This window comes from Bacillus cereus, assembly GCF_002564555.1.
In the GTDB taxonomy this organism is placed as follows: domain Bacteria; phylum Bacillota; class Bacilli; order Bacillales; family Bacillaceae_G; genus Bacillus_A; species Bacillus_A cereus_K.
In genome coordinates this window covers 44262-58343 of record NZ_NUVD01000001.1, presented here as the reverse complement: position 1 = coordinate 58343, position 14082 = coordinate 44262, and the positions used below count along the sequence as shown (strand labels likewise).

Here is a 14082-nt window from a genome sequence, read left to right as displayed (position 1 = left end):
GTAGGACGTCGCCAAGCAAATTAAAACACGAGTCATTTGACTCGTGTTTTTTCGTGTTTTCTTTTATAATCCATAGTAATTAAAAAAATGTGTTTAAAGAATTATTATTTTGATTAAATACAGGGAAATGTGGCTAGGATAGTGAATAAGCAAAAGAGTTGCAAATTTTATTAATACGTATATAATTAAAGTCAAAGATAGTCAAAGTCAATAAAGGTGGCGGATAAATGAGAAATATATCTGATATCATTGAGCAATATCTAAAGCAAGTTATTGACTTAAGCAATAATAATGTGATTGAAATCAAGAGAAATGAGATTGCGGATCGGTTCGAGTGCGTACCATCTCAAATCAATTATGTAATCAATACCCGTTTTACGTTAGAAAGAGGATTTGTAGTAGAAAGTAAACGTGGTGGAGGAGGTTACATTCGCATTATAAAAGTCAAGCTGCATGACGATATAGACATTATTGATCAAATGCTTCATATGATTGATCATAGCGTTGCGCAAGGGAATGCAGAGAGTATGATTATACGTTTATTAGAAGAGGGAATCATAACAAACCGTGAAGCGAAATTGATGTTAAGCGTACTAGATCGGTCTGTATTATCAATGGATGTTCCTTCCCGAGATGAACTTAGGGCTCGAATATTATGCGCAATGTTAAGAACACTGAAATATAAATAAATACGGCTTTTGTAAAAAATGATAACTAAGATAGTGCAGTTAAATATTGTAGAGGTTTTGAAATAAGAACATGTACTTTTATCTAAACTGATTAAGGAAAGTGAACAATCTAGTAATGTATGAAAAGTATCATGAGATAGATCGTTCCTGTTGTAAAGGTGGGGATAGTGATGACTTGTCAAAACTGTAATATAAGACCAGCAACTTTACATTATACAAAAGTAATCAACGAGAAGAAGGCGGAAGTTCATCTTTGTGAGCAATGTGCAGAACAAAGTGGCTATACGTCTTTCTTTCAATCAGCGCAGTCTAACTTTTCATTCCATGATTTATTTGCTGGTTTATTATACGGTGAATCAACAATGTTTGAAGAAGGAAAAAACGAATTTTCGAATACAAATATATTAAGATGTCCAGATTGTAAGATGACATATGAGAAATTTACAAAAGTGGGGCGCTTTGGGTGTGCTTCTTGTTACGATACATTTAAGGAACATTTAAAGCCGTTATTAAAACGCCTTCACGGAGGGCATACAGGTCATTGTGGAAAAATTCCGGAACATATAGAAGGAAATATTCACTTAAAGAAAGAATTAGATGAACTAAAACTCATTTTGAAACAATATGTACAGAATGAGGAATTTGAGAAAGCTGCTGAAATAAGAGATAAAATTCGAGGTCTTGAAAATCAGCTTAGTGAGCATAGGGAGGGGGAATAGTTCTATGTCACTGGACAAAATTATGAATGAAGCGATTAGTCCATGGATGAAGGGGGATGGCCCTGACTCTGATATTGTTTTAAGCAGTCGAATTCGTTTGGCGCGTAATCTTAAACAATATCAATTTTCCACTATGCAAAATGAAGAAGAAGCCAAACAGATTCATGAATTATTTAAAAAGAAATTTATAAATAAAGAGGTAGATCCTTTTGGAGAGTTTGGACTATTAAAAATGAATGAACTAACCCCCCTTCAAAGAAGAGTTTTAGTCGAAAAGCATTTAATTAGTCCAAATCTAGCAGGAACAGAATATGGAGCATGTCTACTTTCAGAAAGTGAACATATTAGTGTTATGCTTAATGAAGAGGATCATATTAGGATCCAGTGCTTATTTTCAGGATTGCAGTTATCGGAGGCACTTCAAAGTGCCAATCAAATAGATAATTGGATTGAAGAAGAGGTTGAATATGCTTTTGATGAATCACTTGGATATATTACGAGTTGTCCTACCAACGTTGGTACAGGATTAAGGGCTTCCGTAATGATTCATTTACCGGGATTGGTTTTAACGAAAAGAATTAACCGTATTATACAAGTAATTCAAAAATTAGGGTTAGTAGTAAGAGGAATATACGGTGAAGGTAGCGAAGCGTTAGGTAATATATTTCAAGTGTCAAATCAAATGACACTAGGAAAATCTGAAGAAGATATTATTGCAGATTTAAAGAGTGTCATTCAGCAAATCATACAGCAAGAAAAAATGGCTAGAGAATTAATTGTACAAAATTCAAGTATTGAGCTTGAAGATAAAGTTTATCGTTCTTACGGTATACTAGCAAACAGTCGTTTAATTCAATCTGCGGAAGCGGCAACTTGCTTATCAGATGTACGACTTGGTATTGATCTAGGGTATATAAAAGGTATATCGAGAAATATTTTGACTGAGCTAATGGTCCTTACGCAACCAGGTATTTTACAACAATATGTAGGAGGGCCTTTAGGACCAGATGAAAGAGATTATCGAAGAGCAACCTTAATCCGTGAGCGATTACGTATTGAAAAAAACTAAGCGCAAGTAGGAGGCGATTTCTATGATGTTTGGAAGATTTACAGAAAGAGCACAGAAAGTATTAGCTTTATCTCAAGAGGAAGCAATTCGTATTGGTCATAATAATATTGGGACAGAACACATTTTACTTGGGCTTGTACGCGAAGGTGAAGGAATTGCAGCAAAAGCGTTAATTGCTCTTGGATTAAGTCCAGAGAAAGTGCAAAAAGAAGTAGAAGCGTTAATTGGTCGTGGAACCGAGGCTTCTCAAACTGTACATTATACACCTCGTGCTAAAAAAGTTATTGAACTGTCTATGGATGAAGCGCGTAAGCTAGGTCATTCTTATGTTGGAACGGAACATATTTTACTCGGTTTAATCCGTGAAGGTGAAGGTGTAGCGGCACGAGTTTTAAATAATTTAGGTGTGAGTCTAAATAAAGCAAGACAACAAGTGTTACAACTTCTTGGAAGTAATGAAGCTAGTTCAGGTCATCAAGGTGGTTCAGCAACAAACGCAAATACACCGACACTTGACAGTTTAGCAAGGGACTTAACAGTTGTTGCACGTGAAAACCGCTTAGATCCTGTTATTGGACGTGGTAAAGAAATTCAACGTGTAATTGAGGTGTTAAGCCGTAGAACGAAAAACAACCCAGTATTAATTGGAGAGCCTGGTGTAGGTAAAACGGCAATCGCAGAAGGATTAGCACAGCAAATTGTAAATAATGAAGTTCCGGAAACTTTAAGAGATAAGCGTGTTATGACACTAGATATGGGTACAGTGGTAGCAGGAACGAAATATCGTGGTGAATTTGAAGATCGTTTAAAGAAAGTGATGGATGAAATCCGTCAAGCTGGAAATATTATTTTATTTATTGATGAACTTCATACATTAATTGGTGCAGGTGGAGCAGAAGGTGCAATCGATGCGTCGAATATTTTAAAACCATCTTTAGCACGCGGAGAGTTACAATGTATTGGGGCGACAACTTTAGATGAGTATCGTAAATATATTGAAAAAGACGCGGCTTTAGAGCGACGTTTCCAACCAATTCATGTTGATGAGCCAAGTTTAGAAGAATCGATTCAAATCTTGAAAGGTTTACGTGATCGTTATGAGGCGCATCACCGTGTATCTATTACAGATGATGCAATTGATGCGGCTGTAAAACTTTCAGATCGTTATATTACAGATCGTTTCTTACCAGATAAAGCAATTGATTTAATTGATGAAGCTGCTTCAAAAGTTCGCTTACGTTCTTATACAACACCACCAAACTTAAAAGAGCTTGAAGTAAATCTTGAGGAGATTCGAAAAGAAAAAGATGCGGCTGTACAAAGTCAAGAATTTGAAAAGGCTGCGTCCTTACGTGATATGGAACAACGCTTACGTGAGAAGTTAGAAGATACAAAACGTCAATGGAAAGAGCAACAAGGAAAAGAAAATTCAGAGGTTACGGTAGAAGATATTGCAAATGTCGTTTCTACATGGACGCGTATCCCAGTTTCTAAACTTGCACAAACAGAGACTGATAAATTATTAAACTTAGAATCCATTCTTCATGATCGTTTGATTGGTCAAGATGAAGCAGTAGTAGCTGTAGCAAAAGCTGTTCGTCGTGCAAGAGCAGGATTGAAAGATCCGAAACGCCCAATTGGTTCATTTATTTTCTTAGGACCAACAGGTGTAGGTAAAACAGAACTAGCAAGAGCATTAGCGGAATCTATGTTCGGTGATGAGGATGCAATGATTCGCATTGATATGTCTGAGTATATGGAGAAGCACTCAACTTCGCGTTTAGTTGGTTCTCCTCCGGGATATGTTGGATATGAAGAAGGTGGACAATTAACAGAGAAGGTTCGTCGTAAGCCTTATTCAGTTGTCCTATTAGATGAAGTAGAGAAGGCGCATCCTGATGTATTTAATATTTTACTACAAGTATTAGAAGATGGTCGTTTAACAGATTCTAAAGGACGTACAGTTGATTTCCGTAATACAATTGTTATTATGACATCTAACGTTGGTGCAGATGCGTTAAAACGTAATAAGCATCTTGGATTTAACGTACAAGATGAAAGTCGTGATTATTCGGATATGAAGGGTAAAGTAATGGATGAACTGAAAAAAGCATTTCGTCCAGAATTCTTAAACCGTATTGATGAAATTATCGTATTCCATATGCTTGAGAAAAAGCATATTCAAGAGATTGTAACACTTATGGTGAATCAGTTAGTGAATCGCTTAAAAGAACAAGAAATTGAATTGCACTTAACAGAAGGAGCAATTGCAGCTATTGCTGATAAAGGGTTTGATCGTGAGTACGGTGCTCGTCCGCTTCGTAGGGCAATTCAAAAGCATGTAGAAGATAGACTATCGGAAGAACTTTTAAAAGGTGCTATTGAGAAAGGACAAAAAGTTATCTTTGATGTAGAAGGGGAATCATTTGTCATTCATAGTGCTGAAAAGGTAAAATAAGTATAGACAAACTAAGAGGGCTATGAGATAGCCCTCTTTCTTGTACGAGAAGGATAAATGTTGATAGATGAAAGTGAAGTGAAATATAAAAAGATATGGCTAAAAAGAAAACAAAATTCACATGTCAAGAATGTGGTTATCAGTCACCAAAATATATGGGTAAATGTCCAGGATGTGGTCAATGGAATACGCTTGTTGAAGAGATGGAGCCGGTTGTATCATCAAGGCGCCTTAATTATGCAAATGCAATTCAATCAGAAGTAACAAAACCAAGACGTCTTACAGAAGTAGAAACAAAGTCTGAGGCGCGTATTGAAACAAAATTTCAGGAGTTTAACCGTGTCCTTGGTGGCGGGATTGTAGATGGATCCCTAGTACTTATTGGTGGAGATCCTGGGATTGGGAAATCAACGTTGTTATTACAGATTTCATCACAATTAGCAGACGCTTCATATGATGTACTGTACATATCAGGTGAGGAGTCAGCAAAGCAGATTAAACTTCGTGCAGATCGTTTGGATGTAAAGGGTAGTAATCTATTTGTTGTAGCAGAGACTGACTTACAGCGAATTGCAGCACATATTGAAGAGATGAATCCAGCTTTTGTTGTTATTGACTCTATTCAAACGATACATTTACCTGAGGTGACGTCAGCACCTGGAAGTGTAGCGCAAGTACGTGAATGTACAGCAGAATTAATGAAACTTGCCAAAACAAAAGGAATCCCTATTTTTATCGTCGGACACGTGACAAAAGAAGGGGCAATTGCAGGACCTCGTATGTTAGAACATATGGTCGATGCAGTTCTCTACTTTGAAGGAGATCGACACCATACATATCGTATTCTTCGAGCTGTTAAAAATCGTTTTGGTTCCACGAATGAAATGGGAATCTTTGAAATGAAAGAGCTTGGTCTTGCGGAAGTATTGAATCCTTCTGAAATTTTCCTTGAGGAAAGACCGGTTGGAGTTGCAGGCTCAACGGTAGTTGCTTCAATGGAAGGAACAAGACCAGTTTTAGTAGAAATACAAGCATTAATCTCCCCTACAAGTTTTGGAAATCCTCGAAGAATGGCGACGGGAATTGACCATAATCGTGTTTCGCTTATTATGGCTGTACTAGAAAAAAGAACGGGTTTGCTATTGCAAAATCAAGACGCATATTTAAAAGTAGCTGGTGGTTTGAAATTAGATGAACCAGCAATTGATTTAGCTGTTGCCTTAAGTATAGCTTCAAGCTTTAGAGATAAATCTACGGCACCAACTGATGCAGTAATAGGAGAAGTAGGATTAACCGGAGAAATAAGAAGAGTATCAAGAATTGAACAACGTGTACAAGAAGCGGCTAAATTAGGATTTCAACGTGCTATTATTCCTAGAAAAAACTTAGGGGGATGGACAATTCCAGATGGGATTGAGGTTGTAGGTGTTTCTAATTTGGGAGAAGCGCTTCGTTTGACATTAGGAGGCTAGGCTATGGAAGAAAATAAGCAACGTGTCAAAAGTATGATTAATATTTTACAGCTCGTGGCCCCGGGAACACCACTGCGCGAAGGGATAGATAATGTACTTCGCGCACAAACAGGGGGACTAATTGTTCTCGGATATAATGAGCAGATTAAAAGTATTGTTGATGGTGGTTTTCACATTAACTGTGCATTCTCTCCTGCTAGTTTATATGAATTAGCAAAAATGGATGGGGCACTCATTTTAAATGAGACTGGGAGTAAAATTTTAATTGCAAACGCACAATTGGTTCCAGAGTCATCCATTGATTCCATTGAAACTGGTATGCGTCACCGAACGGCAGAGCGTGTAGCAAAGCAGACTGGTAGCCTTGTTGTGGCTATTTCACAAAGACGTAACGTAATTACACTATATCAAGGGAACTTACGTTATACACTAAAGGATATAGGTGTTATTTTAACGAAGGCAAACCAAGCTATTCAAACGTTAGAAAAATATAAAGCTGTATGGAATGATGGGATTACGAATTTGGGCATTCTAGAATTTGAAGAGGTCGTTACAATGTCCGAAGTAGTTCACGTTTTACATAGTGTTGAAATGGTACTGCGTATAAAAAATGAAATATTGAGCTATATTCATGAGTTAGGAACAGAAGGAAGGTTAATCCGTTTACAACTTACAGAATTACTAGCCGACTTAGAAGCAGAGGCAGCGTTATTAATTAAAGACTATTATCAAGAAAAAACGCAAGATCACCTTCAAATTTTGAAAAAGTTACAAGACCTTGCAAATACACAACTTCTAGAGGATAGTGATTTAGTTAAACTGCTGGGATATCCGGGACAAACGAGCTTAGAAGAAAGCGTGACGCCGAGAGGATATCGAATCACAAGCAAAATTTCTCGTGTTCCACCACTTATCATTGAAAATTTAATTAATCGATTTAAAACGTTACAAGGTGTTTGTCGAGCAACTATTAATGAATTGGACGATGTGGAAGGAATTGGGGAAGTCAGGGCGAAGAAAATACGAGAAGGTTTAAAAAGAATTCAAGAGCATCTTTATATGAGTAGACACAATTAAGAATATTACATTGATTCCACAATATAACGACACTAGAACATTTTTGTTATATGATATGGTATATTGGTAAATAAAACTATTTACAAAAAAACACATCCGCTTTTGCATTCGGCGTTTTGATTAGTGAAACAATGGTTAATAATGAGTAGGAGGTGGTTAGATGTTAAAACGGATCGTACAGCTCTTCTTTTTAGTGATTGGGGGAGCGTTGGGAATTTACTTAATTCCAAAAGTTATTAATGTATTGAACATCGGTGCCGTTCCTTGGTTGGAAGTATCTTATGTTCGTGCAATTATTGGTGCAATTATTTTATTCTTAACAACATTTTGGCTTGTGGATTATATTGTTCAACTTATTAAGCATATTGAGGAAGCCCTTGTAAAGGCGCCTGTAGCGGATGTTTTATTCGGTACTCTAGGATTAATTTCTGGCCTTATTGTTGCATATTTAATTTTGATACCAATTCGAGAATTTACAATCCCAGTCATTAGTACAGTATTACAAGTGTTCTTTACCCTTTTACTTGGGTATTTAGGATTCCAAGTAGGGTTTAAAAAGAGAAATGAATTACTAGGTTTATTTACATTACCACAACGTGGCGGTAAGAAAAAGAACAATAGTGAGACCGAAGAGATCGAGGGAGAAGTAGAAAAATCTACAGCTCATTGGAAGATTCTCGATACGAGTGTAATTATTGATGGACGTATTGCTGATATTTGCCAAACGAAGTTTTTAGAAGGAACTATTGTGATTCCTCAATTTGTGTTAGAAGAGCTACAGCATATTGCCGATTCTTCCGATGCTTTAAAGCGTAATCGTGGTCGCAGAGGATTAGACATTTTAAATCGTATTCAAAAAGAGATGCCGATTCCGGTAGAAATTTATGAAGGCGATTTCGAAGATATCCAAGAAGTGGATAGCAAACTTGTAAAGTTAGCGAAAATCACTGGTGGAACTGTTGTAACAAATGATTTCAACTTAAACAAAGTTTCTGAATTACAAGGAGTAACAGTGTTAAATATTAATGATTTAGCAAATGCAATTAAACCAGTTGTACTCCCTGGCGAGGAATTAAGCGTTTATGTTGTAAAAGATGGTAAAGAGCAAAATCAAGGTGTTGCATACTTAGATGATGGTACGATGATTGTCGTTGAAGATGGTCGAGAATATGTAGGTTCACAACTTAATGTACTTGTTACAAGTGTGTTGCAAACATCGGCTGGTCGTATGATTTTCGCAAAACGTAAATTATTAGAAAAAGCATTATAAGTAGAGGATTATTAATATGTATACATTAATTATTCCGGCAGCGGGTCAAGGAAAGCGAATGGGTGCTGGCAAAAATAAGTTGTTTTTACTTATAAATAAAGTGCCGATTATTGTGCACACATTACGTGCTTTTGAAAAAGATAAAGCGTGCAAAAGTATTATTATGGCAATTAACGAAGAAGAACGCCCGTATTTTGAGGAGTTAATGCAAAAGTATCCGATTGAAAAGAAAGTGCAATTTATTCAGGGTGGAGCTGAAAGACAAGATAGCGTATATAATGCACTTCAGCATGCGAGTGATGTTGAATATGTTCTTGTGCATGACGGTGCACGCCCATTCGTAACGAATAAAGTGATTCAAGATGTATTAACTGCGGCAGAAACATATGGAGCTTCCATTTGTGCAGTGTCAGTGAAGGATACCGTTAAGAAAGTAGAGCAGGGTGTTGTTGTCGAAACGTTAGAACGATCTCAGCTTAAGGTTGTACAAACACCGCAAGGATTCTCTGTTTCCCTTTTGTTAGAAGCTCATAGAAGTGCAAAACAGAGTTGTTTTCTCGGTACAGATGATGCAAGTCTCGTGGAACGCATTGGGAAACAAGTAGGTGTAGTAGAGGGGAGTTACTATAATATTAAAGTGACGACTCCAGAGGATTTATTGATTGCTGAAAGTTTCCTTCATGTTCAGGAGAAATAGTAGTGATGATATTATAGTAAAAAAAAGCTCGGCAACGGCCGGGCTTTTCTTTATAGGCATAGCGATATAATATAGAATCATAAAGCTCAGTAGTTTAGCTCAAGGAGGAAGTAAAAAATGTTTCGAATTGGACAAGGTTTTGATGTACATGAATTTGCGGAAGGTAGACCGTTAATTATCGGCGGAATTACAATTCCTCATGAGAAAGGACTAATTGGTCACTCGGATGCAGACGTGTTGTTACATACGATTGCTGATGCATGTTTAGGGGCAATTGCAGCAGGAGATATTGGAAAGCATTTTCCTGATACTGATCCAGCCTTTAAAGATGCAGATTCAGCTGTATTGTTACAAAAGGTTTGGGAATTTGTACGTGAACAAGGTTACGAGCTAGGCAACCTAGATTGTACAATTATTGCTCAAAAGCCAAAAATGGCACCGCATATTGAAAGCATGCGTAAACGTATTAGTGAACTATTAGAAACGTCTGTTGATAATATTAATGTAAAAGCAACAACAACAGAAAAATTAGGATTTACAGGTAGAGAAGAAGGAATTGCTTCTCAAGCAGTTGTTTTATTACAGAAAAAATAACTGTTTTTAATTCGTAAGATGGATAATCACATTTTTTTGGTGTACAATTATAGAATGTGTTGACATTAAGAATGGAAGGTGTACCAATTATGGAAAAGCAAGTGAGAGTGCGCTATGCGCCAAGTCCAACAGGACACTTACATATCGGAAATGCGCGTACGGCATTATTTAATTATTTATTTGCTCGTCATCAAGATGGTAAGTTTATTATTCGTATTGAAGATACTGATGTAAAACGTAATGTTGCAGGTGGAGAAGAAAGCCAATTAAAATACTTGAAATGGCTCGGTATGGACTGGGATGAAGGTGTTGATGTTGGTGGTGAATTTGGACCATATCGTCAAACAGAGCGTTTAGATATGTATAAAAAATTATATCTAGATTTATTAGAGCGTGGTTTAGCTTATAAATGTTATATGACAGAAGAAGAGCTGGAAGCAGAGCGTGAAGGACAAATTTCTCGTGGTGAAACACCTCGCTATGCAGGTAACCACCGTGATTTAACTGAAGAACAAATGAAAGAATTTGAAGCTGAGGGACGTATTCCAAGTATTCGTTTCCGTGTACCAGCTGATCGTGATTACACATTCAAAGACATTGTAAAAGATGAAGTTGCATTCCATTCAAATGATTTCGGTGATTTTGTTATCGTAAAAAAAGATGGAATTCCAACTTATAACTTTGCGGTAGCAGTAGATGATCACCTAATGGAGATTACACATGTACTTCGTGGTGATGATCATATTTCAAACACGCCAAAACAAATGATGATTTATGAAGCTTTCGGTTGGGATATCCCGCAATTTGGTCATATGACTTTAATTGTAAATGAAAGCCGTAAAAAGTTAAGTAAGCGTGATGAATCTATTATTCAATTTATTGAGCAATATAAAGAGCTTGGATATCTTCCAGAAGCAATCTTTAACTTTATTGCATTACTAGGTTGGTCACCGGTAGGAGAAGAAGAAATCTTCTCTCAAGATGAGTTTATCAAAATGTTTGATGCAGCTCGTTTATCAAAATCGCCTGCATTATTTGATTCTCAAAAACTAAAATGGATGAACAACCAATATATGAAAAAGCAAGATTTAGATACGGTTGTTGAACTAAGCTTACCGCATTTAGTGAAAGCTGGTCGCGTAGGTGAAAACTTAAGCGAACAAGAACAAGCTTGGGTTCGTGATGTAATTGCTTTATATCATGACCAAATGAGCTTTGGAGCTGAAATTGTAGAGCTTTCTGAAATGTTCTTTAAAGATCATGTTGATCATGAAGAAGAAGGACAAGAAGTATTAAAAGGTGAACAAGTACCTGAAGTACTTCGTGCATTTGCTGGTCAAGTAGAAGCTCTAGAAGCAATGGAACCAGCAGCAGTTAAGGCGGCTATTAAAGCAGTTCAAAAGGAAACAGGACATAAAGGTAAAAATTTATTTATGCCAATCCGCGTTGCAACTACTGGTCAAACACATGGACCAGAGCTTCCTAACGCTATTGCACTTCTTGGAAAAGAAAAAGTTTTAAATCGTATTCAAAAAGTAATTGGTTAACATTTTCTAGGTTTAGAAATATAATAAGTATACTTAAAACCTAATAAGGAAAAGCGACGAGAAGGAGAAGTAGAAAATCAGGCTTTTTACAGAGAGAACCACCTTTAGGCTGGGAGTGGTTTATAAGCGGATTTTTGAAATGCCCCTTCGAGTCTTCTGTTGAACAGCGAAGTATTTCGCGGGACGCCTTAGGGCGCAAAGTAAGCAGAAGCGGTGTAAACCGTTATCATGGATGAGTTTGAGGCTATCTTTAGCCTAAACAGAGTGGAACCGCGCTTATAAGGCGTCTCTGTCAATATGACAGAGGCGTCTTTTTTTTTATACCTTGTAAATAGGTATGAATATGAATTTTATTTCCTTGTATAAAGAATTAGGAAGTAAGTGGTGAGTTAGGGTAGTTAGTTCGCTCGAAAAAAGGCAACCCATAAAGGGGAGGGGACATCGATGTTTAAGAGGCTTCGAGAAGATATTGAAGTCGTTTTTGAACAGGATCCAGCGGCACGAAGTTATTTCGAAGTCATTTTAACTTACTCTGGATTACATGCCGTTTGGGCCCATCGAATTGCACATGCTTTTTACAAAAGGAATTTTTTCTTTCTTGCACGTTTTGTTTCACAAGTGAGTCGCTTTTTTACTGGCATTGAAATTCATCCAGGAGCAACTATCGGTCGACGCTTTTTCATCGATCATGGAATGGGAGTTGTAATTGGAGAAACGTGTGAAATTGGTGATAATGTAACAATTTATCAAGGGGTTACATTAGGTGGTACAGGAAAAGAAAAAGGAAAGAGGCATCCTACAATTCAGGATAATGTATTAATTGCAACGGGTGCTAAAGTTCTTGGTTCTATTACTGTTGGAGAGAATTCTAAAATCGGAGCAGGATCTGTCGTATTAAAAGAAGTTCCTGCACATTCTACAGTTGTAGGTATACCAGGCCGAGTCGTTATTCAAAATGGAGTAAAGATTGGTCAAGAATTAAATCATTCCGATCTTCCGGATCCGATTTTTGATAAATTAAAGGCTATGGAAGTGGAGCTTGATAGATTGAAGAAACAGCTAGAAGTAAACATAGAAAGGAAGGATAAAAATGACTATTCACATTTATAATACGTTAACACGTCAAAAGGAAGAATTTATTCCATTAGAAGAAAATAAGGTGAAGATGTATGTGTGCGGGCCTACAGTTTATAACTACATTCACATTGGGAACGCGAGACCACCTATGGTATTCGATACAGTACGTCGCTATTTAGAATATAAAGGATACGATGTTCAGTATGTATCTAACTTTACTGACGTAGATGATAAATTAATTAAAGCAGCAAATGAATTAGGTGAAGATGTACCGACAATTGCGGACCGTTTCGTTGAAGCGTACTTTGAAGACGTAACCGCGCTAGGTTGCAAACACGCAACAGTTCACCCTCGTGTAACAGAGAATATGGATATCATTATTGAATTCATTCAAGAACTTGTGAATAAAGGATATGCATATGAATCAGAGGGGGATGTGTACTTTAAAACGAAGGAATTTGAAGGCTATGGTAAATTATCACATCAACCAATTGCGGACCTACGTCATGGTGCACGTATTGAAGTAGGAGAAAAGAAACAAGATCCTCTTGATTTCGCTCTATGGAAAGCTGCGAAAGAAGGAGAAATCTTCTGGGAAAGCCCTTGGGGGAAAGGACGTCCAGGTTGGCATATTGAATGCTCTGCGATGGCACGTAAGTACTTAGGGGATACAATTGATATTCATGCCGGTGGTCAAGATTTGGCGTTCCCGCATCATGAAAATGAAATTGCGCAGTCAGAGGCACTGACTGGAAAAACATTTGCACGTTACTGGATGCATAATGGGTATATTAACATTAACAATGAGAAGATGTCTAAATCACTTGGGAACTTTATTTTAGTTCACGATATCATTAAGCAATATGATCCGCAGTTAATTAGATTCTTTATGTTATCCGTACATTATCGTCATCCAATTAACTTTAGTGAAGAGTTATTACAAAGTACGAATAATGGACTGGAAAGAATTAAAACAGCTTATGGGAACTTAAAACATCGTATGGAAAGCAGTACGGATTTAACGGACCATAATGAGAAATGGTTAGCTGAAATGGAAAAATTCCAGAGTGCATTTGAAGAAGCGATGGATGATGATTTCAATACGGCTAATGCGATTACTGAATTATATAATGTAGCAAATCACGCAAATCAATACTTGTTAGAAGAACATACTTCTAAAGTGGTAATTGAAGCGTATATAAAACAACTTGAAACATTATTTGATATTTTAGGGTTAGAATTGGCACAAGAAGAATTGCTTGATGAAGAAATTGAGGCGCTGATTCAAAAGCGTATTGAAGCTCGTAAAAATCGCGATTTCGCATTATCTGATCAAATTCGCGATGATTTAAAAGAGCGTAATATTATTTTAGAAGATACCGCTCAAGGTACAAGATGGAAAAGAGGATAAGA

The 14082-nt window shown here is 36.9% G+C and carries 12 protein-coding genes and 1 other annotated feature; all 12 genes read left to right on the top strand.

Annotation, left to right across the window (positions count from 1 at the left end; genetic code table 11):
• The first annotated feature begins 227 nt into the window (after positions 1 to 227).
• On the top strand, positions 228 to 689 hold the full coding sequence (gene ctsR, locus COI75_RS00380) for a transcriptional regulator CtsR (protein ID WP_001244566.1): 462 nt from the start codon (positions 228 to 230) through the stop codon (positions 687 to 689).
• 170 nt (positions 690 to 859) lie between these two features.
• Complete coding sequence (locus COI75_RS00375) at positions 860 to 1408, top strand: UvrB/UvrC motif-containing protein (protein ID WP_000128377.1); 549 nt, start codon at positions 860 to 862, stop codon at positions 1406 to 1408.
• A gap of 4 nt (positions 1409 to 1412) precedes the next feature.
• Positions 1413 to 2477, top strand: a complete 1065-nt coding sequence (locus COI75_RS00370; RefSeq protein WP_000050845.1) for a protein arginine kinase — start codon at positions 1413 to 1415, stop codon at positions 2475 to 2477.
• 22 nt (positions 2478 to 2499) lie between these two features.
• Entirely contained in the window at positions 2500 to 4935 is a 2436-nt protein-coding gene (gene clpC / locus COI75_RS00365; RefSeq protein ID WP_000971174.1) for an ATP-dependent protease ATP-binding subunit ClpC, read from the top strand.
• Positions 4936 to 5030: 95 nt separating this feature from the next.
• On the top strand, positions 5031 to 6407 hold the full coding sequence (gene radA, locus COI75_RS00360; protein ID WP_001085203.1) for a DNA repair protein RadA: 1377 nt from the start codon (positions 5031 to 5033) through the stop codon (positions 6405 to 6407).
• 3 nt (positions 6408 to 6410) lie between these two features.
• On the top strand, positions 6411 to 7484 hold the full coding sequence (disA, locus tag COI75_RS00355) for a DNA integrity scanning diadenylate cyclase DisA (protein ID WP_000392169.1): 1074 nt from the start codon (positions 6411 to 6413) through the stop codon (positions 7482 to 7484).
• A gap of 160 nt (positions 7485 to 7644) precedes the next feature.
• The gene (locus tag COI75_RS00350; protein WP_000919689.1) at positions 7645 to 8754 is read left to right on the top strand and encodes a PIN/TRAM domain-containing protein; all 1110 of its coding nucleotides are present in this window, start codon (positions 7645 to 7647) and stop codon (positions 8752 to 8754) included.
• Between the two features lie 16 nt (positions 8755 to 8770).
• Positions 8771 to 9451, top strand: a complete 681-nt coding sequence (gene ispD, locus COI75_RS00345) for a 2-C-methyl-D-erythritol 4-phosphate cytidylyltransferase (protein WP_000288314.1) — start codon at positions 8771 to 8773, stop codon at positions 9449 to 9451.
• 117 nt (positions 9452 to 9568) lie between these two features.
• Positions 9569 to 10045, top strand: coding sequence for a 2-C-methyl-D-erythritol 2,4-cyclodiphosphate synthase (gene ispF, locus COI75_RS00340; protein ID WP_000488389.1), 477 nt, complete (start codon positions 9569 to 9571; stop codon positions 10043 to 10045).
• An 89-nt stretch (positions 10046 to 10134) separates the two neighbouring features.
• Positions 10135 to 11592 (top strand): glutamate--tRNA ligase, encoded by a 1458-nt coding sequence (gltX, locus tag COI75_RS00335; protein WP_000415164.1) that lies wholly within the window; start codon positions 10135 to 10137, stop codon positions 11590 to 11592.
• A 47-nt stretch (positions 11593 to 11639) separates the two neighbouring features.
• Positions 11640 to 11886 (top strand) — a binding site (T-box leader).
• 150 nt (positions 11887 to 12036) lie between these two features.
• Positions 12037 to 12702, top strand: coding sequence for a serine O-acetyltransferase (gene cysE / locus COI75_RS00330; RefSeq protein WP_000476502.1), 666 nt, complete (start codon positions 12037 to 12039; stop codon positions 12700 to 12702).
• The gene (gene cysS, locus COI75_RS00325) at positions 12683 to 14080 is read left to right on the top strand and encodes a cysteine--tRNA ligase (protein ID WP_000152250.1); all 1398 of its coding nucleotides are present in this window, start codon (positions 12683 to 12685) and stop codon (positions 14078 to 14080) included. Before cysE ends, cysS begins: the two co-directional genes overlap by 20 nt.
• Positions 14081 to 14082: the final 2 nt, after the last annotated feature.